Origin of the sequence: Rhizobium sp. Root1204, assembly GCF_001424965.1 — a bacterium.
Classification (GTDB): Bacteria; Pseudomonadota; Alphaproteobacteria; order Rhizobiales; family Rhizobiaceae; genus Pararhizobium.
In genome coordinates, this window is sequence record NZ_LMCZ01000002.1 from 16,266 (window position 1) to 39,509 (window position 23,244).

Consider the following 23,244-nt stretch of genomic DNA (forward strand, 5'->3'; position numbering starts at 1 on the left):
AATGGACACCCACAACGTATGGCGCGTCTTCACCGTCTCGCCGGATATGCTGACCAGACATGTCGATGTAGGGATCGAAATTCTGCCTACTGCCCATGATTGATGACGTTTTACACGTGATGCAATTCACCTCAGTGAAGTGACAGCAATCCGCCACGGCTCGTTCCCGTATCAGGACGGTAACAATGGGATCGCAGTTGGTACAGGATTTCCGGGTGACAGCAAGATGTTGGTGACCCGGCCTTTTATCGGACTGCGGAATTGCTTGCCGCATCAGAGATTGTCTAAAGCGTAAATCGGGACCCAGCATTATGCCGCGCTTCTTTTTTCACATGTGGACAAACGGTCACCTTGAGCGCGACGCAGAGGGGATAACCTTTGGTACGTTGGAGGCAGCGAGACTTGACGCAGAGGCGAGCCTGTTCGAGATGACACGCTCGTGCGGGGAAAGAAACCCGACACTCTAACGATCGACATATCGGACGAAACGGGCACGATCCTTGCGCACGTGACAGTCGATGCGGGGTCTTGAATTTTGCCGGATATTGCTCGCAAGGCATATTAGAACGTTTGAATTTAAATTAGTTTATTGACGTGCCCGTCAATCAGACTACCCTTCACTCATCGGTCTCACGAAGCATTTTCTCGGCAGTGACCGCTTGGGAGTTGACTGCTCTTGCCCAACTAGGGAGCGGAGCCGTCATGACCCTGCACAATATCTCTATGCTTAGACCTAACCTGGTCCTCATCGTTGAGGACGAACCCCTGATCGCGTTGGATGTCGAGCTAACGTTGGAAGAGGCCGGGTTCTCTTGTGAAATCCATACATCAAATGCCGAAGCCCTGCGGTGGCTTGAACACAACATTCCCGCCGCGGCTATTTTAGACATCGGCCTGAAAGATGGTCCCAGCGAGCAGGTTGCACGCTTGCTGGCCAATCAGAACATCCCCTTTATCGTCTGTTCAGGTTCTGCTCCAGAATATGCTGCTAGCGTCTTTGCCCATGCCACCTGGTTGCCAAAACCATTTGAGCCGTCGCGCCTTTTGGCGACACTGGCAGATGTGATGTCGCACCTAGAGTTCCAGGATGAATTGGCGCAACGGGCATGAACGTCGAGAAACATGAACGTCGTCCACGTGGCTCGTCTCCCCGCGGAGATTTTGAAATCTCCAAATCTTTCGCAACGACCAGCGAGGTCGCGCGAGTGGCTGCGGACAAGCGGAAGACCGAAGAGCTTCGGGAAGCACGGTTGAGGCGTGATGCCACATCTAAGCAAGCCTCAAGCTAGTGGGCTCATCAGCTATCGCGACTATGTACTAAGCCCTGGGACCACTTTTTGCGCAAACTACCAGCTGCCGCCTGCGGTGGCCCGAGCTGATCGCCGGGACCGCGGGCGACAGTTGGGGCCTCTACTTGGCTTAATGGACCGGCTGCTTCTCCGAGGGGGCAGTTTCATGCGCGTGCATGAATTGAATCCCTTGTTCCAAAAGAAGGCTAGCGGCCTCGACGTGCTCATCCGAGCGATCCGCCGCACAGCCGATAATCGAGTAAGCGATCGACACTGCATTCGCAGCTAATCTGGCGTCCCCCATCTCCATCGCATCAAACGCCATTGCGCGCAGGGCATCGACAACGCTTGTCATCATGCCGGCTCGTTCTATGGAACTCATTTCAATCAAGGTTTTCGGTATCGTCTGCATGACGTCTCCTCGCGCGCACTGGCTCGCACGGCATGAAGCTGCGGAGGCGCGTCAAAATTGGATGTTCAGTGAGTTTGCTTGCATCATGATATGGGGTTGGATGTTGCACCGTGCAATCAGCGCTGCGTGCTGCCTCCGCAAGGCTGCATCGCTTTTTCTGCAGGGCTACGACGATACGCTCGCGCAAGCAGTGCAACAGGATCGTCTGAGTGCTCCACCCCGGAAATCATTGGGTTGCGGTTGAGCCAAGCGAAAACTATTCTATTTCTAGCAGCGCGGACTGCCCAGGATAAGGAACCAAGATGGCTAGTGGCACGGTAAAATTCTTCAACGAAGACAAGGGATTTGGCTTCATCACCCCCGAGAATGGCGGAACCGACGTGTTCGTCCATGTGTCTGCACTTCAGAACGGTGGCTCGCTTCGCGAAGGGCAAAAGGTGAGCTATGAGCTCGGCCAGGATCGCAAGACTGGTAAATCAAAAGCTGAAAACGTCCGCCCGGTTTAACAGCAGGATGTTCGCGTCTGTATTTTGAAACCGCACAGCGGTGGAGAAATGCACACCCCATCAGCTCGGTCGTGAAAGCGGTTCAGGCAATCTCCAATCGCGACAAGGCACTAAGTCGATGGCACCTGGTTGATTGGAATATGAACCTTCACACAGTTGCGGCCGCTCTCCTTCGCACGGTAGAGAGCACCGTCTGCTCTGCGCTGGATTTCCTCCGGCGGGATATTTTCGTCCCTCATGGCCGCGACACCAATGCTCAGCGTGACATACGGCAAGACCCTAGAACTGGGATTTGGTAAAGATGCCGCTTCCACCCGACCGCGGATGTGCTCAGCTATGTCAAGCGCCCTGTCTTGGTCAGCGCCTGGGAGAAAGACAAAAAACTCTTCCCCACCGTAGCGGGCAACATTGAACAGCTCGTCGCTCATGCAGCTTTGGATAATTCCGGCGATTTTCACCAGACACCGATCCCCTTCAGCATGCCCCAGACTGTCGTTAAGCCGCTTGAAATCATCCACGTCACACATCAAGACAGCTGCGCGTTTTTCTTGTATGTGACCGTCTTTCCAGAAGCGTTCGAGTATTTCCGTCATCCACCGTCGGTTCGCAACGCCAGTCAGTGGATCGGTGCGAGCTAGTAGCTCGAGGCGGGTATTGGCATCGGCGAGATCTACAAGCCGACTTCGATCCCGTAATTCAAGAAGAAACGCTTTCTGTGCGAGGAGGGTTGCTGTACGCCGGGCGACGATCGTTGCGGCAACTCCGCTGGCGAAGAACAATGAACCCGCAAACGCACTTCCGGCTTCAATGGCTGGATTTCGGAGCTGGAACACCAGGTAAAGTCCAAGCGCAAAAGCCGCAATCGCCATCGCCCAACCGATTGGGACTGGAAAAATCACAATGGCAGTGACGGCAACGAAGAGCATGATCGTCAAGTGCCGTTCGTAAAACTCACCACCTGCATTAACACCCACGAGAGCGACGGACAGCAGGATCAGAAACATACTGGTGAGAACAATTGCGGCTTCCAGCCACAATTGCCGCTGCTTGCGAAATGTGATTACGGTGACAAGAGCTGCCGGCGGAAGGATCAAGCTTGGAAAGAGCATCGACGTTATCGCTTGGCTCGGCAGCAAGATAGCGTTGAGGCTTAAAGTTAGAATATCGAGCACAATTACCCACGTCATCCAGGCACGAACGATCTTGGCGGTTTGCCGCCAGGATCGATCACGGAAGAGGTCAGCCAGTTCGCCATTGAGACGGATATTGCGCGTCCGGTCATTCAAGAGGCGCTCGACCTGCTCGACCACAACGGGGTTCAACCGCTCTGGAAATTTTCTAGAAGCAGATGCCACCGGAAGGTCGGAATAGCTGGTGCGCTCAAGGGCCATACATTGAAGTTAGAGAGGGAACATTCTTCATCAAGACCCACTGGCCTAGCCTTCAAAAATGGTCTGACGAGTTCGCTACCGACATGAATGCCGGTGCGATCAAAATGCTGGCGGCCAGATGCCCCGCTGAAGCGCGTTGCCACGGCGGAAATTGCGAGTGGTTCATATCGTGCAAGCCCCGGAGCGCGTTTCAAGCGTAGGATTCATTCTGGGCAAGCGCGTTTCGGCGCTCAGCCGCTAACGCTTGCCCAGACGATGTTTTCGCCAGATGGCGTGCCGTCCAACTCGGTTGACTATTTGATGCGTCAACGAAGCACGGTTTTTGGTTCGAGAAAGGCAGAGCCGCAGATTTCGGTAACCCGTTATTTCGTAGGCCTCACAAGCGATACGACGCGAGGCTTAGATGGAGCATCCAACCACTCGATCCACTTGTCTCGCTCCTCGATCGTGTCGAAGAAACGCCAGCGTTTGAACTCTTCTTCAGTGGATTCCAGCATCTCGCCGATTGAAGCCAGTTCCAAAGGCAGCGGCACCTCGTTTCCGTCGAAACGGATAAAGTAGACGCCCTCGGCAGCAAGGCGAATGACCTGGCCTGTGCCGTAGCTTCCATCAGGATCATCAACCGTGAAGTACATGCCGGTCAGAGTGTCGAATACAGGTTTGCTCATAGGTTCAAATGCCAGTCGATAGAAATGCTCGGCCTTCAAAATTCGCTCAGGCACCCGTCAAATGCAATAGATCAATGTGGGAACTTAACCCGCAGTCCTCAAATGAACAGCTGGCTTAAGAGCCGGTTTGCCGATGCCCTCTGTTTTTAGATGAGAGTAAAGGTCGAAACATAATCAAGGAAAGCGCTCGTCGATATGCTCGACCGATTGGGCGATCACATTATCGATGACGACGTGCGATAGTAGGCGTGGTCCGACGTCCCAAAGTTCACGCATATGATCCGTGTCTTCGTGTCGACGGTGTGCCTCCTCGCTGGTGAAGGCCTCGCCGAGCATGATAGTATCTGGTCGATCAGGCATGGGTAGCAGTTCTATGTAGAGGCAGTCAGGGTCGAGGCGGCTCTTTTGCAAATGGTTTTGAGCCGCCGCCAGATATTCGTCTCGCTTGCCGGGTTTGGTGGTGAAGAACCCTACAATGACTTTCATCTCATTCCCCTCCCAAGGTGAGCCGCCGCCAGTCCTGAAAAAAACGCCTGGCACGAGAAGTTTGCACAGTTGCTAGCACAAGGCAAAACAGCCGACGATGCTTATGCACGGGCAGATTTTAAAGCGAACAGGGGAAATGCTGCCACTTTAAAGCAGAAACAAAGCATTCAAGAGCACGTAACGCAGGGTTTGGAATGGGAACAAACGGTGGAGCGCAAAGCCACCGAAAAAGCCATAGAGCTGCTTTTTGAGGGTGGATCGGGGCTATGTCTTGAGAATCATTAACTTCGCCGTCCGAAAATTATTAAGCGATAACCGCGATGCAACAGGCTCTATCGTAATTATGCCTGGGACAAGCCACCGGGACGACCGTTTTGATGACACGCTTCACTCATCTTAAGCTGGTAGCACCAGCTATCATGCTCATCTCTGTATTGATCGCCGGCCTGGCCGCCATCCCGTACTATGGCGTCGCAAGTCTGGACGGAGAAATACGCGAACGGCAAGAGACGTTGGTCAAACGCAACATTTCGATTTGGATCGCGGACGTTGAGTTCGCGTTGACCGCCTGGACGATCTGGGATGAGTCGATTGCCAAAATTGATAATGCATTCGACCCGGTATGGACCGACCGAAATATCGGCAGCTCCCTCATCGGGACGTCGCGCACGCGCTTTGTCGCCATTCTCGATGCCAAGGATGGCTTGATCTACCAGAAGACTGCGCCGGAAGTTCAGGGGCGGGTGTTTTTTCAACGCGGCGCCAAAACCATCGCAAATGACTCCCGCGCGCTTGTCGATCGCATACGCCAAATTGAACGCCGGGAAAGAGCCCGGGGTATCCCTGAACGCATCGCTGTCAGCAAAATTGAGGTGGTTGGCAACGACGCGGTTCTCCTGACGGCAAGCCTGTTCCAGCCCGACTTCAAGACGGCAATGCCTCGCGGGGACCGTGCACCGATCCTTATTTCAGCAATTCCGATCGCTGGTAGCCTCCAGGAGTTCTTTGGCAGCCGCTTCCTTCTGGACGACGCAATGGTGGGACCTCTCAACGCGGTCAGGTCGGGTCGGGCGCGCGCGGAGATTGCGGTCGGGCCGGATGGGAAAAGCGAGGTTTTGTCGTGGCGTTCTCCGACCCCGGCAAGAGACCTGTTTCACCAGTCTCTGCCTCTGGCAGCAACAGTTGCTATGGTTCTCATTGCCGGAGGCGTATTTGCCATGCGAACCACGCGTCGCGCACTGGCGTCGTTGGTTGAGGCGGAGCAGCGTATGCGTCACGCAGCCACGCACGACTTTCTCACCGGGCTCGCAAATCGGTCTCTTGTAGCCCCAGAGTTCGAGAGACTTTCTGCAAACGGGAGTGTGATTGTTGCCTGCATCGATCTGGATGGCTTCAAGTTGGTCAATGACACTCACGGCCATGCGGCAGGCGACGAATTACTGAGACAAGTGGCCGGACGCCTTAGGGCTGGCTGCTTGGACAGCGATGTCGTCTTTCGTTTGGGGGGAGATGAGTTTGTGATCCTGATGGCTGGAGTTCCCCTTCGTGAAGCCGAGTGGCGGTGTCGGCAACTGTCGTCGGCTCTGTCCCAGTCCTACTCTTTGGGGCATACGGTGGCAGTTGTGGGGGCCTCATTTGGGGTAGAAGAGATCGTGGCCGGCTCCGCCGAATCATGCGACGCCGCCCTGCGGAGGGCGGACGAGGCGCTTTACCTGGCGAAGGCGAAGGGCCGTGGTAAAGTTGTCGCAGCGCCCCACCTGCAAGCTGGCGCGATCCGCTCATGCGGTTGATTGCTGCGCCGGCAATCACGTTTATTTACTCCATCCCGGCTTTGCTATCTCTCCTTCAATACGCCAGGCATTTCATCGGCTTAGCGACGCAACAGCGCCATCCTCACCAACGTAGGCTTCAGCGGAAGGGTCAGTGCTGTGGCGATGCCTGGTTCACCACCCGTTCGCTTGAGCGGCTTATAAGCTATCAGCCTTCAAGGCAAAAAATGCCGGGTTTCGCCGAACTCGTCTTGGTCTAGCGACGGGTTTTAAGGTCACTTCCCTTGAAGGCGAGCGATAAAAACCGCTGCATCAAACTGGCAAGGCCGGTTCTTGATGCGGACTGGCCGGAAATTAAAGAGTCCGTCGCCAACTGCCCGGTGTTACGCCGACGATTGTCGAGAACACCCGGGTGAAATGGCTCTGATCCGAGAAACCGCAAGCGATCGCTACCTCGGCCAGCGAGCCGTTGGATGCCCGAAGAAGTGCCTGGGCGCGGGCCACGCGCTCGCTGAGAAGCCATTGGTACGGGGTCATGCCCGTCGTTTCACGAAACGCCCGAATAAAATAACCGCGGGATAGATTGCAGGCCTCAGCGACTTCAGAGATAGAGACGTCTCCCTCGAGGTTTTGGAGCAGAATCTCCTTCGCCATATCCTCGTGGACACGGGACAAGGTTCCTGTGCGGCTCGGGGTCGCCGGCGGTCGTCCGCCGTAGCGTTGAACGAGATAGGTCCCGATCGCTGTCGTCATCTGGTCGACGAACAGCGTGTTTGCTTCCTCCGGTCTTTCGAGTGACGGGATGAGTGCACGGGCAAGATTAGCAAGCACGATATCCTTGGACGCGGTTTCGGCGGATATGGTCGTCACGCCGCTCAGGTCGGCTTCATCGGCGAACCGGATGAGCGACGCTTGCGAAATCTCGAACATCAAAAAATCGAAAGGCGTGCTGAGGTCCGCCTTGTAGGCCTCGGAGAGGTCGCGGACATAGATCGTATTCTCGGCGAAATCGTGGGTTGTCGCGTGATGGGGATGGAAGATGCGGCGCCTGTGGCCGGCGGCCGACGAAACCCCGACGACGAAGCCACGATTACTTGCCGGTGTCGCGACCTGATCGAGACGAATGAGGTTCGTTGCCTTGCGGAAGATGGCGATGTCCGAGCCGGCCAGAGCTTGATTGACTGACAATTGCGAGAGGGAACACCCGAACCCGTCTTTCGCCTTTCCAGCGGGAGATTTGACGGCACGGTTGGGAGCCTCGATCAAAACGTGTATCTCCATATCGAATGCTGGATGCTCAATCCGGACCACCGCGGTTGCCCGGAAAGTTCCGCCAATTTCCTATACCCGTCAAATTTCCTCGACGAGGATGCTTTTCTACAAGATAGACGCCCGATTGACGGATAGATACATCCAAAAAGCGGAACTGAAATGCAATTATACAATCTCCAGTTCAGCTGATCGAAATGGGTGTGAGGGAACCGTTGGAGGCCGGCGACAGAATTGCGGCAAGTTTTGGTGTCGGGACAGCGAGGGCTCTTACGATCAGGCCGCTGCGGGAAGCGCTGCTGTCCGTCGTTCATCTCTATCACGACTATGAAGACGGCGGCGATCCGGTCGTCCTCGCCCCTGACGACGCGTTTCTGGTGATGCTGTATCTTATAGATGTCGATCATCGCGACATCTGGCCGGACCGCGCGCCCACATCCTTGAGGCGATACGCCAAGGGCTCGATCTGCCTGATTAATCTTAAAGACGGTGCATCAATATCCGTTCAGGGACGTTTCGAGGCGTTGGCATTTCATATCCCAAGTACCCATCTCGGCGAGCTTACGGAAGCGGGCGAGCCGCGGATCGATAGCCTTGTGACCTGCCGCGGCGCTGACGACCCGGTCATCCGCGATCTTGGTGCAGCACTGATGCCCATGTTCGACATGCCGGATGAGGTGCGGGATACGCTGCTTCCGCATGTGGGGCTGGCCCTCAACGCCCATCTCGCGCATCGCTACGGGCGGTCTCCTTCACAAAGCATTTCGCCGGCAGGCAAGCTAACGTCGATGCAGGAAAAACGCATCAAGTCGTACATCGCCGCAAACCTGTCGCGCCGGATCGATATCGACCAGATTGCCAAGGCGAGTGGATTTGACGTGGATGAACTATGTTCCGGCTTTATGGCGACAACCGGACAATCGGTACTCGATTGGATTTCGGCCTGCCGTATCAGCAAGGCAAAGTTGCACCTCAGCAGGACCGGCGACGCAATCGTTCGCGTGGCTGAAACCTGCGGGTTTGCGGATGAGAACGAATTCATCGAAAACTTCAAACAGGCCGAAGGCATCACTCCAGACATCTGGCGCTGGCGCAACCGGAATTGACCGATTTGATCCGATCCGGCTGAAAGCCGCCATATCCTGATTTTTCAGCATTTTCCGGTGCCGGCGGCGGGATCGTCGCCGGCACCATTTTGTTCGATCCGTTAAGCCTGGATGAAGGCGAGCAGGTCCGCATTCAGGACGTCGGCGTTGACGGTCAGCATGCCGTGAGAGAAGCCGGGATAGGTCTTGATGGTGCCGTTCTTCAAGAGTTTGATCGATTTGTGCGCAGCATCTGCGATCGGCACGATCTGGTCGTCTTCGCCATGCAGAACCAGCGTCGGTACGCTGATCGCCTTCAAGTCGTCAGTCTGGTCCGTTTCCGAAAAGGCCCTGATGCCGTCGTAGTGGGCGTTTGCGGCACCCATCATCCCCTGGCGCCACCAATTCTGGATCACGCCTTCATGCACCGTCGCTCCTTCGCGATTGAAGCCGTAGAATGGGCCTGCGGGAACGTCGCGGAAGAACTGTGCGCGGTTGACGGCGAGAGCCGAGCGGAAACCGTCGAAGACCTCGATCGGCAGTCCTTCGGGATTGGCTGATGTCTTCAGCATCAATGGCGGGACTGCGGAAACCAGGACAGCCTTTGCGACGCGGCCAGCCGGCTCGCCATGCTTGGCAACGTAACGGGCAACTTCACCACCCCCTGTGGAATGGCCGATATGGACGGCGTTCTTCAGGTCGAGTGCTTCGGCAACGGCGAAGGCGTCGGAAGCGTAATGGTCCATATCGTGACCGCCGGAAACCTGCGCCGAGCGGCCGTGGCCGCGGCGGTCGTGAGCAACGACGCGATAGCCCTTTGCCAAAAAGAACAGCATCTGCGCATCCCAGTCGTCGGACGAGAGCGGCCAGCCGTGATGGAACACGATTGGCTGCGCATCCTTCGGCCCCCAGTCCTTGTAGAAGATGTCGGTGCCGTCTGTTGTTGTAACGAAGCCCATTTTGTTTTCTCCTGTTTGTGCCGGGATGGCGGTCGAAGCGGTTGCGGCGAAAGTGGGCCGGATCGGTAGTGCGATGCCGGCGGCGAGGATAACCCCCGCACGAAGTGCGTCACGGCGGCTGATTGGCAAGGGTTGGTCGGTCATGTTGAATGAACTCCAGTTTCAGGTCGCCGTTCCGGGCTTGTTGATAGACAGCAGGTGCCGGACGGTAGGCTTGTCAGGTCCGCTGTGGAGGACCAGAACCTTGCTCTGCAGATCGGCGTCGGCTTTCGAGACGCGCTTATGCTGTCGCAGATGCTCTGCCCAGGATTCGACCATGAACCACTCGGTGATCTTTTCAGGATCGGCGGAGTCCTCTGTTACGCCCCAGCCATAGGCTCCGTCCCGCCGCCGCTCGGAGGACATGTCGTCGAGAGCATGCAGGAACTTGGCGCGATTCTGCTTCTCGACGCGATAGTCGATCAGGATGAGTACGGGGCCGCGGTCGTTTGCGACCGGTTCTGCAACGAGAGGCTCGGGCCAATGGTTGGACGACACCAGGTCGGCCTCACCGGACGGAAGCTTGATCCGGTGCATTATAAAGCCTGCCACCAGCAGTCCGGCCGCTCCGATCAAAAGGGTGCCAGGCACGCCGGCCGCTTCACCGATGGCCCCCCATCCAAGGCTACCGGCCGTCATCGCACCGTTGAACACGGTTAAATAGACGGCAAGGCCACGACCGCGTACCCAGTTCGGCAGGACGGCCTGAGCCGCGCCGTTCAGGGTGGTAAGGGCGGTAATCCAGGCAGCGCCGAGGAACAGTAGGACGACGACTGCCAGCCATTGCGGAGGAGCAAGCGAGAGTGCGGCCATGACGAGCGCCGTCACGACTGCCGAACCGAGAAGCAGTCCGTCGGCATCGAAGCGCTGGCGCAAACGCGGCATCACCAGGGCTCCGCCGATGGCGCCCGCCCCAACCGAACCGAGTAGAAGGCCGTAGAAGCTTGCGTCCCCGCCCAGAAGCTGCCGGGCGACGAGCGGAAGAAGCGCCCAGACCGCGCTGGCGAAGGCGAAGAAGATCGCTGCCCGCAGCAGCACGACGTGAAGCGGCCTGCTGGCGCGGGTGTAGCGCAGTCCGGCACGAAAGGCGCCGAGGAAGTTCTCGGACAACGCGTCATCGGCGTTCTTGGCGCGTGGCCACCAGAGGAGTGCGGCGATGACGAGGATGTAACTTGCAACATCTGCACCATAGGTCACGGCGGCGCCGAACGCGGCGAGCAACAGGCCACCGGCGGCAGGGCCAATCGAGCGCGCGATGTTGATACCAAGCGAGTTGAGCGCAACCGCGCTTTTTACGTCCTCGCGCGGTACCAGTTCCGGCACGATCGCCTGCCATGTCGGCCCCATCAGCGCCGCGCCGATACCGCCCAGAAAGGTTAGTCCGATCAGCGCGCTGACAGAGAGCATGCCCATATAGGAGAGGAGCATCAGCGATATGCTGACGCTGGCGAGCAGGAGCTGGATGGCGATCAGGAACTTGCGTCGGTCAAGGATATCGGAGAGTACGCCGGCCGGGATCGCCAGAAGAAAGATCGGCAGGGTACCGGCTGCCTGAACCATGGCAACAGCTGCGGGCGCCGCCGAAAGATCGGTCATCAGCCAGGAACTGGCGACGTCGCGCATGAAGCTGCCGGTATTGCCCAGCACTGTTGCCGCCCAGAGAACGGCAAAGACGGACTGGCGCAGCGGGGCGAAACTGCCGCCTGAAGGTTTCGTGGCGCTCATTTGGCTGCTCCCTTGGTAAGGTCGATGATGGCGACAATGACAAAGGCACCGGCAAGGCCGATATGCTCGAAGAAGGCGTTGGTCGCCATCATCCGTTCCACGCCGGAGGGCATTTCCCAGAACCGCAATGCGATGAACGTCGCAAGAAGGGTGAAGACGGCGAGCGCCAGCGCGCCAAGCCAACGCAGGAAACCAGAAACGATCATTGCGGAGGCCGTCAGTTCAAACACAATAACGGAGACGCCGACGAAGGCGGCCGGATGAAGACCGAAATGCTCCATTTCGCCGATCGCACCCTGGAAATCGAAAAGCTTCGTCAGCGGTCCCTGGATATAGGCCGCGCACAGGGCAAGCAGCGCAAGGGTCCGGGTGAGCGGCGCGGCGGCGATCCCGGCGAGGCGCTGGCGCCAACCTTTCGCGGAAGGTGTGTGATCAATCATGTCGGCTCCTGCAATGTTGGCCGCTTTCTCTATTCGGCGGCGTTGCTTCCATCTGATGGAGCGATTTTGGCCGCAAAGATTGGCGTCAACAATTGCATCAAAAATTGCGATTCTATTGCGATGTGCGCAATGGTCTTCTCTGGGGCAGCGATCTGATGCTGCCCCTCGACTAGGTTGAAAATTTACACCGCCCAGCAGGCGCAGCCCAGCGCGCCGAAGAAACCTTTAAGATCGGCAATCGGCAGCTTCGACGTCCAGGCGCCGGCGTGGTCGTGGCCGTGGACGTTGCAGGAGCTGGCACAGCCGCAGGTCGTGATCGCCGTCCGGCGTAGGGAGTTCAGACCTGCTCCCTGTGGTTCACCCCATGCTGCATAACCACCGAACGTGCGGACCGGCGACCAATCGGGCATGGCGGGCGGGACGTCGTTCTCATCGAGACCTGAGAAGTCGCCAGCACCGTAGACGATTTTGCCGCCAACCATGGTCAACTCTGAGGACAGGAACGAGATCTCATCTTCGGTGCAGGCGAAAAAATCCTTGTCCGGCACGACGACGTCGGCGAACTGGCCTTTCTCGATCCGGCCCTTCTTGCCCTCCTCATTGGAGAACCATGTGACTTTTTCCGTCCACATGCGCAAAGCCGTCTCGCGATCGATGCAATTGGCGCGCGGGTAGAGTTGCATGCCGCCGACCGTCTTTCCCGTCACCATCCAGGCAAGGGAGACCCATGGATTGTACGAGGCGACGCGGGTCGCATCGGTCCCTGCGGAGACGTTGACGCCCTTCTCAAGCATGCGCTTGATTGGGGGCGTGGCCTCGCCAACACCATGGCCGTAGCGTTCAACAAAATACTCACCCTGATAGGCCATGCGGTGCTGCGTGGCGATACCGCCGCCGAGCGCTGCGATCCGGTCGATGGAACGCTCGGAGATCGTCTCAGCATGGTCGAAGAACCAGTTGAGGCCTTCGAGCGGGATGTCCTTGTTGACCTTCTCGAAGACATCGAGCGAGCGCGAGATGGTCTCGTCATAGGTCGCATGCATCCGCCAGGGCCAACGGTTTTCGGCGAGAACGCGAACCACTTCCTCAAGTTCGCCTTCCATCTCCGGCGCCATTTCGGGCCGGGGCTGACGGAAATCCTCAAAATCAGCGGCAGAGAAGACGAGCATTTCGCCTGCGCCGTTGTGCCGGAAGTAATCGTTCCCCTGCTTGTATTTGACCGATTGGGTCCAGTTTAGAAAATCCTGCTTTTCTTCCTTGGGCTTCTGCGTGAACAGATTGTAGGCAAGACGCACTGTCAGCTGGTCTTCATCCGAAAGCTTCTGGATGACCGCATAATCGTCCGGATAGTTCTGGAAACCGCCGCCAGCGTCGATCACGCCGGTGATGCCCAGCCGGTTGAGTTCGCGCATGAAGTGGCGGGTGGAATTGACCTGGTATTCGAAGGGAAGTTTCGGTCCCTTGGACAGCGTCGAGTAAAGAATGCCCGCATTCGGCTTGGCGAGCAGAAGGCCCGTGGGATTGCCGTTGACATCGCGGGTAATCTCGCCGCCTGCAGGGTTTGGCGTGTCTCTGGTATAGCCGACGGCGCGAAGGGCGGCACCGTTCAGCAGCGCGCGGTCATAGAGATGGAGCAGGAAGACCGGAGTATCCGGTGCGATCGCATTGATCTCGTCGATCGTCGGCAAGCGCTTCTCGGTGAACTGGTGTTCCGTGAAGCCGCCGACGACGCGAACCCATTGCGGCGCTGGCGTGATCGCCACCTGCCGCTTCAGCATGTCCATCGCATCAGCCAGCGAGCGGACGCCGTCCCAGCGAAGCTCCATGTTAAAGTTGAGGCCGCCGCGCACGACGTGCGTGTGGTTGTCGATCAGGCCCGGCAGCATCCGCTTGCCCTTCAGGTCGATGATCTTCGTATCCCGTCCGGCGAGCGCCATCACTTCACTATCGTTTCCCACCTCAAGGAACAGGCCGTCTTTGACGGCGACAGCGGTGGCGTTCGGATTTACGCGATCGAGTGTCGTGATCAGCCCGTTGTGAAAAACAATATCGGCGTGCATGGAAGCGGCTCCGGTCTTGATGGGATCGGCGGCATTGGCCGGTGAAAAAAGGTTCGTAAAGGCGAGGCTCGATGCTGCGCCCAGGAATGTGCGGCGCGTGGTCATCAGCTTTTCTCCGATGCTGGATGTTCGCGGGGTGGGCTCACCGCCACCACGTTTGTTTCGCCCTTTGGAAGATGTCCGAACATATGCGGCTTTACCTGGTGAAGCCACGAGATGGCGGCCGGTTCGCGCGCCCAGATGCTTTTTGCCAAAGGCACCAACTGCTCGCCGACGAGAATTCCAAGCAGACCGATGAGGGCGACCACGGGCGGAGCGGGTGAGCGGACATTGAGCAGACTGTAGATCACGCCGACCAGCAGACCGGCGCCGAGGGACAGGAGATAGATTTTCATCGCTGATCACCTTCTTTTAGAGAAGCAATTCACTCCAGCAGATGGCGGGCTGCTGGAGTGATGACGATTTTACTTCGCGGGGTTGGGGCCGATCCGTTTGCCATGGTTGACCCGCTCTGCGCCGCCGTGGACGTGGGTGACGGCATAGTCGATGCCCATGCCGTAGGCGCCGGAATGCTCCTTCACCAGCGACGTGACGGCGTCATAAGTTTCCTTGCGGGCCCAGTCGCGCTGCCATTCTAGAAGGACCTGCTGCCAGGTGACGGGCACGACACCGGCCTGCACCATGCGATCCATCGCATACCTATGTGCATCGACGGAGGTGCCGCCGGAGGCATCGGCGACCATGTAGATTTCATAATCGGTGTCGTTCATGCAAGAGAGCGCGAAGGTCGTGTTGCAGACCTCGGTCCATAGACCGGCGACCACGACCTTCTTACGGCCGTCAGCGGCATGCTTGGCCAGCGCGTCGCGGACGTTCTGGTCGTCCCACGAGTTCATCGACGTCCGTTCAAGGATTTCGTTGTCGGGGACGACGGCGAGCAGTTCGGGGAAGGTGTTGCCCGAGAAGCTGTCGGTCTCGACGGTGGTGATCGTGGTCGGGATGTTGAAGATCCTGGCAGCCTTGGCAAGACCAACGACGTTGTTCTTCAAGACTTGGCGGTCGATCGACTGGACGCCAAAGGCCATCTGCGGCTGCTGGTCGATGAAGATGATCTGGCTGTTCTGTGGGGTGAGGACCTGAAGCTTGCTGGACATCTCGTGTCTTCCTTTGATTGGGTTGCAGGTAGGTAATGGGGCAGGCAGGGCGGCACGTCTTGAAAGTTATGCCGCCGTATTGTTGGAAAGCGACCTCAGGCGGCGAGCGGTGTCAGCCCGGCTTCGATCTGGTCACGATAGGGCTCGTAGCGAGCCGGCAGTTTCAACACCTCGCCGAGGTGCGCTGTGTCTTCGTCGTGGTCGAAGCCGGGTTCGTTCGTGGCGATTTCGAACAGGACGCCGCCGGGTGTGCGGAAGTAGATCGCCCAAAAGTAATCACGGTCGATGACAGGTGTTACCTGGTAGCCCGTATCCATCAGGGCCTTGCGGACCTCGAGCTGCTTTGCACGGTTTTCAACCGCAAAAGCGATGTGGTGCACTGATCCCGCGCCTTGCCTTGCGAAAGGCGTGTTCGGCAGGGCTTCGAGGTCGATCATATCGGCACCATTACCGCCGGGAATGATAAACCGGGTGACATTACCATCCGTCTCGGCGCGCTGGTAGCCCATGAAGCCGAGCAGTTCGGACGTGGCGACCGTATCATGCAGGCGGAACCTGGCTCCCGTAAAGCCACGGATACCAACGCTTTCGTCGATGCCCGCACCACTCCAGGCCTTGCGATTGTCGTCTTCCGCTTCGACGAGGGCAAACTCTTCACCGTCCGGTCCCTTGAAAAGCAGGCGGTTAGCGCCGAAGGCAGTATCCGCCCCTAGACTGCCGGCTCCCTTCGCCGACAGGTGATCCCGCCAGAACGATAATGAGCCCTTAGGAACAGCGAACTGGGTCTGGCTGACCTCGCCGACGCCGGGACGGCCGCGCATCACGTCGGGAAACGGGAAGTAGGTCATAACGGAGCCGGGGGTACCGGCCTCATCACCGTAATAGAGGTGATAGACGTTGGGATCGTCGAAATTCACGGTCTTCTTGACGCGGCGCAAGCCAAGCGTGTCGGAGAAGAAGGCATTGTTCTGGCGGGCATCCGACGCCATCGATGTGATGTGATGCAGTCCCTTGATATCCTTGATCATGATGCTGGCCCTTCTGCGGCTGCGCTGGTTTGTTTGGTGTGATTGAAAACCTAAGCCCGTTGATCCAATGAGAGAATTGCAATAATAATTGTCAATGAATTGTGCTGGGTGAAATAATCAATGAACGACTACAGGCTGCTTCGAACCTTTCTGATGGCCGCCGAGAAGCGGAACTTCGCGCACGTCGCACGCGAGCTCGACATGACCCCGGCCGCCGTCACACGGGCGATCGCTGCGTTGGAGGAAGATCTCGGTATGCAACTCTTCGTGCGGACCACGCGCCAGGTGTCGCTGACAACCGACGGCGCGATCTTCGCCGCCCAGATCCAGCCGGCGGTGCAGGCGATCGACACTGCGCGTAAGGATGTGATGAATACTCACAAGGCGGATCATGGCCGCTTGCGCATCAGCGCGCCGACCTGGTTCGGCCAGCAAGTCCTGCCGCCCATCCTGTCCGCATTCCGAGAGCGCTACCCGAAGATCAGCTTCGAAATTTCACTCGCCGACGGGTTAGTTGATATCATCGACGGCGATTATGATCTGGCAATCCGGATTTCCGCGGCCCCCTCGGACAAGTTCACGATCTGGCGCAAGATCAGCGTCGTTAACCGCATCCTCGTCGCAGCGCCTGGTAGTCGGTTCTGCGCTATGAAGCATCCGAATGAACTTGTTCCCGATGATTGCCTGGCCTACAGCGGCGAGAGCAAGCGGGAGGCCTGGATATTGTCGGATGGTAACGGCAGTGCCACGATTTCCGCGGGCCGCGTTTTCAGCGCCAACAGTGGGGAGGTGCTGGCGAGTATGGCGGCCGATGGCGCAGGGGTCGCGATGTTGCCTAAATTCCATGTGGCCGAGCATCTACGGACCGGACGGGTTGTCCATGTCCTGCAAGATTGGGCGCCGCCGGATCTGTGGCTGACCCTCTACTACCCCCCATATCAAGCACTGCCACCGCGTATCGCGTCGTTCTCGAAATTCTTTGAACAACAAATCCCAGCGTTTTTGTCGGCGATTGAATGACTCTGATAGGAGGGGCGGACGCAGCCGTTCTTGCTCGTTGTTCAAAAAAATCACAACACCCTTGAGGCCGATTTATGAGACAGCATGCAGGCGGTCAAAGAGGCCGATAGCTCGTAGCTCTTCAAGGCGAACGAATAAGTGTCGGACGACACGGCGCTATTATGAAGCCTGGGCTTGCGGCCAGCTTTTTGCGCTTCAGGAGGTGTGTCGTCGAGCGGCGGGTCAACGAAAAACTTCGCGATATCCACGCTGAGCGCTGTCGCTCAATGATCTAAAGATCCGCCGACATGTTGTGTTTTGTTCGTTCCAAATCACTGAAAACGGTCCGATCGACCTGCGCATCGACAAAAGGCTTTATTTCTCAATCGCAGGAGTTATTCTTTTCTCGAGCATGCGTGGGGAGATGCGCCGTTCAAGTTCTTTTCGAGATATCTTAGGGCACGTGAACGCCAATGAGTAAGTGTGCAAATCGTCAATCCGGCAATGTTGAAGCCGATCGCCTCCAGCAGCTGGAGGAAAAGCAAAGAGCTGCCCAGCCTGCGCACGATGCCGCACCATTCCTCGCCGCTATCGTTGAATCATCCGATGATGCGATCGTTAGCAAGTCGCTTCAGGGTATTATCACCACTTGGAACCGGGGAGCTGAACGGCTGTTTGGCTACACCGCGGAAGAGGCCGTCGGGCGGCCGATCACCATCCTTATTCCTGAGGATAGGCTCCAGGAAGAGCCCGCCATTCTCGCCCGCATTCATGCAGGCGAACGTGTCGATCATTTCGAAACAATACGGCGTCGGAAAGACGGCAGCCTCCTCGACATTTCGTTGACGATTTCCCCAATACGCAACCGCGACGGCAAGATCATCGGTGCATCGAAGATAGCAAGGGACATATCCGAGCGAAAGCGTGCGGCTGAACACCAGGATCTTCTGCTCCGCGAAATGCATCACAGGGTCAAGAACCTGTTTGCCATAACCGGCAGTATTATCACGCTCGCAGCTCGCACTGCGCAAACATCGAACGAGTTAGCTTCAGCGATGAAAGACCGTCTGGTCGCACTCTCGCAAGCTCACGAGATGACAATGCCGAGCTTTTCGGGGGAGGGTGCTTTTCAAGAGAAATCGACGTCACTGTTCCAACTTCTGTCTGGCCTACTTTCGCCATACGAAGAGCACGACGGTGGACGATGGCACCTGCACGGTGAAGACACCGCTGTCAGTGCCGAACGGGTGACCACCCTTGCACTGCTTTTTCACGAGTACGCCACCAATGCCGTCAAGTATGGATCGTTATCCGAGGCAGGCGGCCGACTGGACATCACCCTCAATGCGCGACCGGAAGTTTTCGAAATCCTATGGCTTGAATCTAGGGGCCGGGTTTCAATCAGCGCCTCACCAACGGATACTGGCTTTGGTACCAGGCTGGAAGAGATGGTAATCCGTTCACTCCACGCCGAAGTGTCCAGAGATTGGAAGCCTGAGGGGCTGCTGATTAGGCTTTTAATGCCACGTGACGCGTTCGCAGCGCCCGCTAAAGCGTAGGTTCTCGAGGGATGCTCGCTCCACGCGAATTGGGCCGTCGGCGCAAGAATTAGTCCACTATCAAGTGCCACGACGACTGACGGCAGAAGTCAGATCCAAACAGCCCACTCTCCATCCAGGATCCATCCCTTCAAGGCTCACCTAGTAGTGTATCGCCTCATTGAGGACGGCACTACATTCGTGATTCGTATCCGGCACAGCCATGAAGACTGGGTGGGATATTTCTTCTAATCAATCCGTTCGCCGAAATTATAACGCTAGTCGCGAGTTCGAATGTCGAGCGGCGACAGCGTTCAAAGCAGAACTTCACTTCGTCCCAAGTCTTTGCCCACTTACGTCGCCATTTGAGCGGCCGGCTGCAGGACATACACGTTTTAGTGGGGAGGTCCGTCTTTTTCACCAGGTCGGCCATCAGGGTGACCTTTCCAGTAACCGGCATCACAGACTGTCAAACCCGTCTCTTCCTGCATCTAGTTTCCGCAGGGATGACGCCGCACGTTTGCGATTTGCCGGCTCCTTGTGTGGTCCGTGCGGTGCGGGCTCCGCGAAAATTCCATCGCGCGCGGTAGTTCTGGATGCCGGAATCGACCGGCATGCCGTACAAGCACTATGCGCCCTGGGCACCGGCCAGCAATTCAATTATGTGCCGGGCAACCAGGCGCTGAGTTGCGGCGGGCTGAGACGCAAGCCAGCAAAATTGCGACGGCAAGTCTGTCCATTGAACTGGGCGGAGCTTGTGAAGAGCTTCATATACAAATGGCGTGGGCTAGCACCTGTCAAAGCGCACTGCGGCAACTATCTAATCGGTCTGGTGTATGACACCAAATTGAGTAGACGATCGAGGGGACGCAAATGGTAGGAAGTTCAAAGGCCAGAACGGGCGTTACCGGGCTCGACGACATCCTCGGGGGAGGTCTTTCAAAGGGCCACGTATTCCTTCTTGAAGGCAACCCCGGCACCGGAAAGACGACGATTGCCTTGCAGTTCCTGCGCGACGGGGCGGCCGAAGGCGAACGTGGTCTGTACATAACTTTGTCGGAGACCGACCAGGAACTGCGAGAGGGCGCGCGCTCGCACGGGATGGACATTCCCGACCTTATTGACGTGTTCGAACTTGTGCCGCCCGAAAGCCTTCTTGATGCCGAGCACCAACAGAGCCTCCTGTATTCCTCGGATCTTGAGCTCGGCGAAACCACAAAGCTGATTTTTGACGCATTCGAGCGGGTCAAGCCTGTACGCGTCGTGCTCGACAGCCTTTCGGAAATCAGACTGCTTGCGCAAAGCTCCCTGCGATACCGTCGCCAGATTCTGGTCTTAAAACACTACTTTGCCCGTCAGGGAGCCACAGTGCTGCTGCTTGACGACCTGACGGCCGATGTTCTTGACAAAACTGTTCACAGCGTTGTCCACGGCGTCGTCCATTTGGAAGAGCTTGCGCCTGATTACGGTGCGGAGCGCCGTCGGGTGAGGATCGTCAAATATCGCGGCCAAGCCTACCGGGGTGGCTACCACGATTTTACCATCAAAACCGGTGGCGTGGCGGTATTCCCGCGACTTCGCGCCAACGAACATTACACCAGCTACGACCGTCATCAGGCCAAGAGCGGCATAGCAGAGCTCGATGCCTTGTTGGGCGGCGGGATCGAGCAGGGTTCGAGCACGCTTGTGCTCGGCCCAGCCGGAACAGGCAAGACGATTTTTACAATGCAGTTTGTTGCAGCAGCGATCGCCCGCGGAGAAAAAGCTGCCTTCTTCGGTTTCGACGAAGAGCTTGGGCTTCTGTTTAATCGCATGCGCGGGATCGGGATTGATGTCCAGGCGATGTGTGAGAGCGGAAGGCTGCATATCGAGCAACTCGATGCATCAGAGCTGTCGCCCGGCGAATTCGCGCACCGGGTGCGCGAGCGTGTCGACAAAGCGCAGGCCAAGACGATCGTCATCGACAGCATCAATGGATATCAGGCGGCGATGCCGCAGGAAAATGCGCTGATCCTGCATATCCACGAATTGCTTCAATACCTCAACCGGCAGGGCGCCAACACGTTTCTGACCGTTGCGCAGCACGGCCTCGTCGGCGATATGAAATCGCCTGTCGACGTCACCTACCTCGCCGATAGCGTGATCCTGCTGCGCTACTTCGAGGCCAGGGGCAAAGTCCACCGGGCGGTATCGGTCGTCAAGAAACGCACGGGCCGTCACGAAACAACAATTCGCGAATATAACATCGGAGATGACGGCCTGATGCTCGGCGACCCGCTTGCCGGTTTCCAGGGTGTTCTGCGCGGAGTGCCGAATTTTGTCGGGGAGCAAAAAACCATGCTCGATATGGGAGGAAGTTCCAATTCTTGACCGAGAAAGCGTCGCGCTCATCTACGCCCCCGATGGTCGGGACAGTGCCGTGGCAGCCTCATTGCTGCTCGAACGCGGGATCGCGTCGCTCGCAATGGCAAGCCTTGACACGGTCGCAGCGCGTCTTGGGGAAGACGTCTTGTTTGTCGTGATGGTCGAGGAAGTTCTGCGCTACGCCAATCTCGGTCCGATCAACGCTTGGGTGATGGCCCAGCCAAGTTGGTCGGATCTTCCCTTCATCGTGCTGACCCACAAAGGTGCGGGACCTGAAAGGAACCCTGCGGCCAGCCGGGTTGCGGAGGCGCTCGGAAACGTCTCATTTCTCGAGCGGCCGTTTCACCCGACAACGTTTGTGAGCGTCGTGGAATCCGCACGCAAGAACCGACGGAGGCAACTTGAAGCGCGTAACCGGATTATCGAGCTGCATGAGAGCGAGCTCATCCTCAAGACTGCACTGCTCGCCGGGCATCTCGGTACATGGAGCATTGACCTTACGAGCTGGACGCTGGAATCCTCGCCAGAGTTTCGCCAGATATTCGGACGCTGCACAGACAAGGAACTGACTTACGACGAGCTGACCGCATCAGTGCATCCCGACGACAGGCAGGCGAGAAAAGACGGTCTTCGGCGCTGCCTGGACGTAGGTGACGACTACATTGCCGAATATCGTGTCATATGGCCCGATCAAAGCCTGCATTGGGCCGAGGTTCGCGGACGTCTTATACTTAACCAGCTAGGTGAGCCCGTCCGTCTGATCGGGGTTGGATCTGACATAACGCCCCGCAAGCATGCCGAGGCGGCACTTCGCTCGATGAACGAGACGCTGGAACGGCGGGTTGAAGAGCGGACAGAGGCACTAAAGGCCGAAATTGCGCAGAGAGAGGACACCGAGCGTAAACTGCTGCAGTCGCAGAAGCTCGAGGCGATCGGTCAGTTGACGGGCGGGGTTGCACACGACTTCAACAATCTGCTGATGGCAGTGCTTGGCAACCTGGATCTCGCCAAGAAGCATGTAGCTCACGACCCGAGACTGGCACGTCTGATTGACGGAGCGCTTCAAGGCGCCCGACGCGGCGCGTCCCTGACCCAGAGACTTTTAGCGTTCGCACGCCGGCAGGATCTTGAAGTTGAGCCCACAGATTTGTCCGAACTCGTTGCCAACATGAAAGAACTACTCGCAAGGTCGGTCGGCTCTTCTGTCGAGATCACCACGAAGGTCGCTAACGGCCTGCCTCTGGTTCTGGTCGACGGTAACCAGATCGAACTGGCTCTTCTCAACCTCGTGGTCAACGCGCGTGACGCCATGCCGGAGAGCGGCAAAGTGTTCATAAGCGTCCGCGCCGAGGTAGGTGTAATACCAGCTGACGGGCTCGCTCGTGGCACTTACTTGTGCCTCGCGGTTAGGGACAACGGGTCGGGTATGGATGATGAAACGATCCAGCGCGCGATCGATCCGTTTTTTTCCACGAAAGAACTTGGCAAGGGTACAGGGCTGGGCTTGTCGATGATTCATGGCCTGGCGGTCCAGCTCAACGGTGCGCTGACACTTACCAGCAAGGTAGGTGAGGGCACGTTAGCCGAACTCTGGCTTCCGGCGACCACAGAGGCTCGCCGTCAAGCACCTATGTCAGACATAGTCATCAAAAAGCAGCGAGGTCCAGCAACGATCCTGCTGGTCGACGATGACGCTTTGATTGCGATGAGTTCCGTCGACATGTTGGAGGACCTGGGCCATCGCGTGCGGGAGGCAAGTTCGGGGCAACAGGCCCTGGAAATAATCAGGAGCGAACCGGCCATCGATCTCCTGATTACGGATTTCTCGATGCCAGGCATGAACGGTGCCCAACTGGCAAAGGCCGCACGCGAATTGCGTCCGACCCTGCCGATCCTGGTCGCAACAGGTTACGCGGAACTGCCGGCAGGTACGGAAATGGATCTACCCCGGTTGGGGAAGCCCTATACACAAGAACAGTTGGAACGGGAAATCGCTCGCATTCTGTCTTGAGAGCAGACCGAAGCAGGAGTTCTCGCGACAGCGAGTGCTGGCCTACACCCGT

General features: G+C 57.5%; 22 protein-coding genes and 1 pseudogene. 10 read left to right on the plus strand and 13 right to left on the minus strand.

The window, feature by feature from the left end; all coding sequences use genetic code 11:
* The first annotated feature begins 702 nt into the window (after positions 1–702).
* Positions 703–1,110: a response regulator gene (locus ASC96_RS03535; protein WP_060501476.1), complete on the plus strand. Its 408-nt coding sequence runs from the start codon at positions 703–705 to the stop codon at positions 1,108–1,110.
* A 309-nt stretch (positions 1,111–1,419) separates the two neighbouring features.
* On the opposite strand, the gene ASC96_RS03540 is transcribed toward ASC96_RS03535, so the two are convergent.
* Positions 1,420–1,701, minus strand: a complete 282-nt coding sequence (locus ASC96_RS03540) for a hypothetical protein (RefSeq protein WP_060501478.1) — start codon at positions 1,699–1,701, stop codon at positions 1,420–1,422.
* Between the two features lie 302 nt (positions 1,702–2,003).
* On the opposite strand from ASC96_RS03540, the gene ASC96_RS03545 reads away from it, so the two are divergent.
* Positions 2,004–2,207: a cold-shock protein gene (locus ASC96_RS03545; RefSeq protein ID WP_060501480.1), complete on the plus strand. Its 204-nt coding sequence runs from the start codon at positions 2,004–2,006 to the stop codon at positions 2,205–2,207.
* A 110-nt stretch (positions 2,208–2,317) separates the two neighbouring features.
* Here the strand turns inward: ASC96_RS03545 and ASC96_RS03550 are convergent, their stop codons facing one another.
* From ASC96_RS03550 to ASC96_RS03560, 3 genes are all read right to left on the minus strand, one after another.
* Positions 2,318–3,598: a diguanylate cyclase gene (locus ASC96_RS03550; RefSeq protein ID WP_060501482.1), complete on the minus strand. Its 1,281-nt coding sequence runs from the start codon at positions 3,596–3,598 to the stop codon at positions 2,318–2,320.
* 362 nt (positions 3,599–3,960) lie between these two features.
* Positions 3,961–4,266, minus strand: coding sequence for a hypothetical protein (locus ASC96_RS03555; protein WP_060501484.1), 306 nt, complete (start codon positions 4,264–4,266; stop codon positions 3,961–3,963).
* Positions 4,267–4,440: 174 nt separating this feature from the next.
* On the minus strand, positions 4,441–4,752 hold the full coding sequence (locus tag ASC96_RS03560; RefSeq protein ID WP_060501486.1) for an antibiotic biosynthesis monooxygenase family protein: 312 nt from the start codon (positions 4,750–4,752) through the stop codon (positions 4,441–4,443).
* A 69-nt stretch (positions 4,753–4,821) separates the two neighbouring features.
* On the opposite strand from ASC96_RS03560, the gene ASC96_RS03565 reads away from it, so the two are divergent.
* The gene (locus ASC96_RS03565) at positions 4,822–5,037 is read left to right on the plus strand and encodes a hypothetical protein (protein WP_060501488.1); all 216 of its coding nucleotides are present in this window, start codon (positions 4,822–4,824) and stop codon (positions 5,035–5,037) included.
* Positions 5,038–5,129: 92 nt separating this feature from the next.
* Positions 5,130–6,542: a diguanylate cyclase gene (locus ASC96_RS03570; RefSeq protein WP_060501490.1), complete on the plus strand. Its 1,413-nt coding sequence runs from the start codon at positions 5,130–5,132 to the stop codon at positions 6,540–6,542.
* Positions 6,543–6,875: 333 nt separating this feature from the next.
* Here the strand turns inward: ASC96_RS03570 and ASC96_RS03580 are convergent, their stop codons facing one another.
* Positions 6,876–7,709, minus strand: coding sequence for an AraC family transcriptional regulator (locus ASC96_RS03580; protein WP_060501494.1), 834 nt, complete (start codon positions 7,707–7,709; stop codon positions 6,876–6,878).
* Between the two features lie 278 nt (positions 7,710–7,987).
* Here ASC96_RS03580 and ASC96_RS03585 point away from each other — a divergent pair, with 278 nt between their 5' ends.
* Complete coding sequence (locus ASC96_RS03585; RefSeq protein ID WP_060501496.1) at positions 7,988–8,896, plus strand: AraC family transcriptional regulator; 909 nt, start codon at positions 7,988–7,990, stop codon at positions 8,894–8,896.
* A 101-nt stretch (positions 8,897–8,997) separates the two neighbouring features.
* On the opposite strand, the gene ASC96_RS03590 is transcribed toward ASC96_RS03585, so the two are convergent.
* The 7 genes from ASC96_RS03590 to ASC96_RS03620 form a co-directional block, all read right to left on the minus strand.
* Complete coding sequence (locus ASC96_RS03590) at positions 8,998–9,834, minus strand: alpha/beta hydrolase (protein ID WP_060501793.1); 837 nt, start codon at positions 9,832–9,834, stop codon at positions 8,998–9,000.
* A 162-nt stretch (positions 9,835–9,996) separates the two neighbouring features.
* Positions 9,997–11,598, minus strand: a complete 1,602-nt coding sequence (locus tag ASC96_RS03595; RefSeq protein WP_060501498.1) for an MFS transporter — start codon at positions 11,596–11,598, stop codon at positions 9,997–9,999.
* The gene (locus ASC96_RS03600) at positions 11,595–12,038 is read right to left on the minus strand and encodes a DoxX family protein (protein WP_060501500.1); all 444 of its coding nucleotides are present in this window, start codon (positions 12,036–12,038) and stop codon (positions 11,595–11,597) included. Before ASC96_RS03600 ends, ASC96_RS03595 begins: the two co-directional genes overlap by 4 nt.
* A gap of 182 nt (positions 12,039–12,220) precedes the next feature.
* A complete protein-coding gene (locus ASC96_RS03605; protein WP_060501502.1) occupies positions 12,221–14,203 on the minus strand; it encodes an amidohydrolase in 1,983 nt (660 codons plus the stop codon).
* The gene (locus ASC96_RS03610) at positions 14,203–14,493 is read right to left on the minus strand and encodes a XapX domain-containing protein (protein ID WP_060501504.1); all 291 of its coding nucleotides are present in this window, start codon (positions 14,491–14,493) and stop codon (positions 14,203–14,205) included. Before ASC96_RS03610 ends, ASC96_RS03605 begins: the two co-directional genes overlap by 1 nt.
* 69 nt (positions 14,494–14,562) lie before the next feature.
* Complete coding sequence (locus ASC96_RS03615) at positions 14,563–15,252, minus strand: hydrolase (RefSeq protein WP_060501506.1); 690 nt, start codon at positions 15,250–15,252, stop codon at positions 14,563–14,565.
* A gap of 95 nt (positions 15,253–15,347) precedes the next feature.
* Positions 15,348–16,280, minus strand: coding sequence for a VOC family protein (locus ASC96_RS03620; RefSeq protein ID WP_060501509.1), 933 nt, complete (start codon positions 16,278–16,280; stop codon positions 15,348–15,350).
* A gap of 120 nt (positions 16,281–16,400) precedes the next feature.
* Between ASC96_RS03620 and ASC96_RS03625 the strand changes: the two genes are divergently transcribed.
* The 3 genes and pseudogenes from ASC96_RS03625 to ASC96_RS31470 form a co-directional block, all read left to right on the plus strand.
* Positions 16,401–17,300 (plus strand): LysR family transcriptional regulator, encoded by a 900-nt coding sequence (locus ASC96_RS03625; protein WP_060501510.1) that lies wholly within the window; start codon positions 16,401–16,403, stop codon positions 17,298–17,300.
* Between the two features lie 452 nt (positions 17,301–17,752).
* Complete coding sequence (locus ASC96_RS03630) at positions 17,753–18,838, plus strand: PAS domain S-box protein (RefSeq protein WP_060501511.1); 1,086 nt, start codon at positions 17,753–17,755, stop codon at positions 18,836–18,838.
* 111 nt (positions 18,839–18,949) lie between these two features.
* Positions 18,950–19,051: pseudogene (locus ASC96_RS31470) on the plus strand (type II toxin-antitoxin system RelE/ParE family toxin); the annotation flags it as partial.
* On the opposite strand, the gene ASC96_RS34345 reads toward ASC96_RS31470, so the two are convergent.
* Entirely contained in the window at positions 19,011–19,277 is a 267-nt protein-coding gene (locus ASC96_RS34345) for a DUF2256 domain-containing protein (protein WP_348270787.1), read from the minus strand. The pseudogene ASC96_RS31470 and the gene ASC96_RS34345 overlap by 41 nt on opposite strands.
* A gap of 413 nt (positions 19,278–19,690) precedes the next feature.
* Here ASC96_RS34345 and ASC96_RS03635 point away from each other — a divergent pair, with 413 nt between their 5' ends.
* Together ASC96_RS03635 and ASC96_RS03640 are read left to right on the plus strand one after the other, a co-directional pair.
* Positions 19,691–21,187, plus strand: a complete 1,497-nt coding sequence (locus tag ASC96_RS03635; RefSeq protein WP_060501513.1) for an ATPase domain-containing protein — start codon at positions 19,691–19,693, stop codon at positions 21,185–21,187.
* A 49-nt stretch (positions 21,188–21,236) separates the two neighbouring features.
* Positions 21,237–23,192: a hybrid sensor histidine kinase/response regulator gene (locus ASC96_RS03640; RefSeq protein ID WP_244481837.1), complete on the plus strand. Its 1,956-nt coding sequence runs from the start codon at positions 21,237–21,239 to the stop codon at positions 23,190–23,192.
* Positions 23,193–23,244 lie beyond the last annotated feature (52 nt).

Bases quoted from the DNA above. Each gene is read 5' to 3' on its own strand.
- ASC96_RS03620 (WP_060501509.1), bottom strand. From the start codon at position 16,280: ATGATCAAGGATATCAAGGGACTGCATCACATCACATCGATGGCGTCG.
- ASC96_RS03540 (WP_060501478.1), bottom strand. From the start codon at position 1,701: ATGCAGACGATACCGAAAACCTTGATTGAAATGAGTTCCATAGAACGA.
- ASC96_RS03535 (WP_060501476.1), top strand. From the start codon at position 703: ATGACCCTGCACAATATCTCTATGCTTAGACCTAACCTGGTCCTCATC.
- ASC96_RS03590 (WP_060501793.1), bottom strand. From the start codon at position 9,834: ATGGGCTTCGTTACAACAACAGACGGCACCGACATCTTCTACAAGGAC.
- ASC96_RS03560 (WP_060501486.1), bottom strand. From the start codon at position 4,752: ATGAAAGTCATTGTAGGGTTCTTCACCACCAAACCCGGCAAGCGAGAC.
- ASC96_RS03545 (WP_060501480.1), top strand. From the start codon at position 2,004: ATGGCTAGTGGCACGGTAAAATTCTTCAACGAAGACAAGGGATTTGGC.
- ASC96_RS03630 (WP_060501511.1), top strand. From the start codon at position 17,753: ATGAGTAAGTGTGCAAATCGTCAATCCGGCAATGTTGAAGCCGATCGC.
- ASC96_RS03600 (WP_060501500.1), bottom strand. From the start codon at position 12,038: ATGATTGATCACACACCTTCCGCGAAAGGTTGGCGCCAGCGCCTCGCC.
- ASC96_RS03635 (WP_060501513.1), top strand. From the start codon at position 19,691: ATGGTAGGAAGTTCAAAGGCCAGAACGGGCGTTACCGGGCTCGACGAC.
- ASC96_RS03555 (WP_060501484.1), bottom strand. From the start codon at position 4,266: ATGAGCAAACCTGTATTCGACACTCTGACCGGCATGTACTTCACGGTT.
- ASC96_RS03625 (WP_060501510.1), top strand. From the start codon at position 16,401: ATGAACGACTACAGGCTGCTTCGAACCTTTCTGATGGCCGCCGAGAAG.
- ASC96_RS34345 (WP_348270787.1), bottom strand. From the start codon at position 19,277: ATGCCGGTTACTGGAAAGGTCACCCTGATGGCCGACCTGGTGAAAAAG.
- ASC96_RS03570 (WP_060501490.1), top strand. From the start codon at position 5,130: ATGACACGCTTCACTCATCTTAAGCTGGTAGCACCAGCTATCATGCTC.
- ASC96_RS03615 (WP_060501506.1), bottom strand. From the start codon at position 15,252: ATGTCCAGCAAGCTTCAGGTCCTCACCCCACAGAACAGCCAGATCATC.
- ASC96_RS03550 (WP_060501482.1), bottom strand. From the start codon at position 3,598: ATGGCCCTTGAGCGCACCAGCTATTCCGACCTTCCGGTGGCATCTGCT.
- ASC96_RS03605 (WP_060501502.1), bottom strand. From the start codon at position 14,203: ATGACCACGCGCCGCACATTCCTGGGCGCAGCATCGAGCCTCGCCTTT.
- ASC96_RS03610 (WP_060501504.1), bottom strand. From the start codon at position 14,493: ATGAAAATCTATCTCCTGTCCCTCGGCGCCGGTCTGCTGGTCGGCGTG.
- ASC96_RS03585 (WP_060501496.1), top strand. From the start codon at position 7,988: ATGGGTGTGAGGGAACCGTTGGAGGCCGGCGACAGAATTGCGGCAAGT.
- ASC96_RS03595 (WP_060501498.1), bottom strand. From the start codon at position 11,598: ATGAGCGCCACGAAACCTTCAGGCGGCAGTTTCGCCCCGCTGCGCCAG.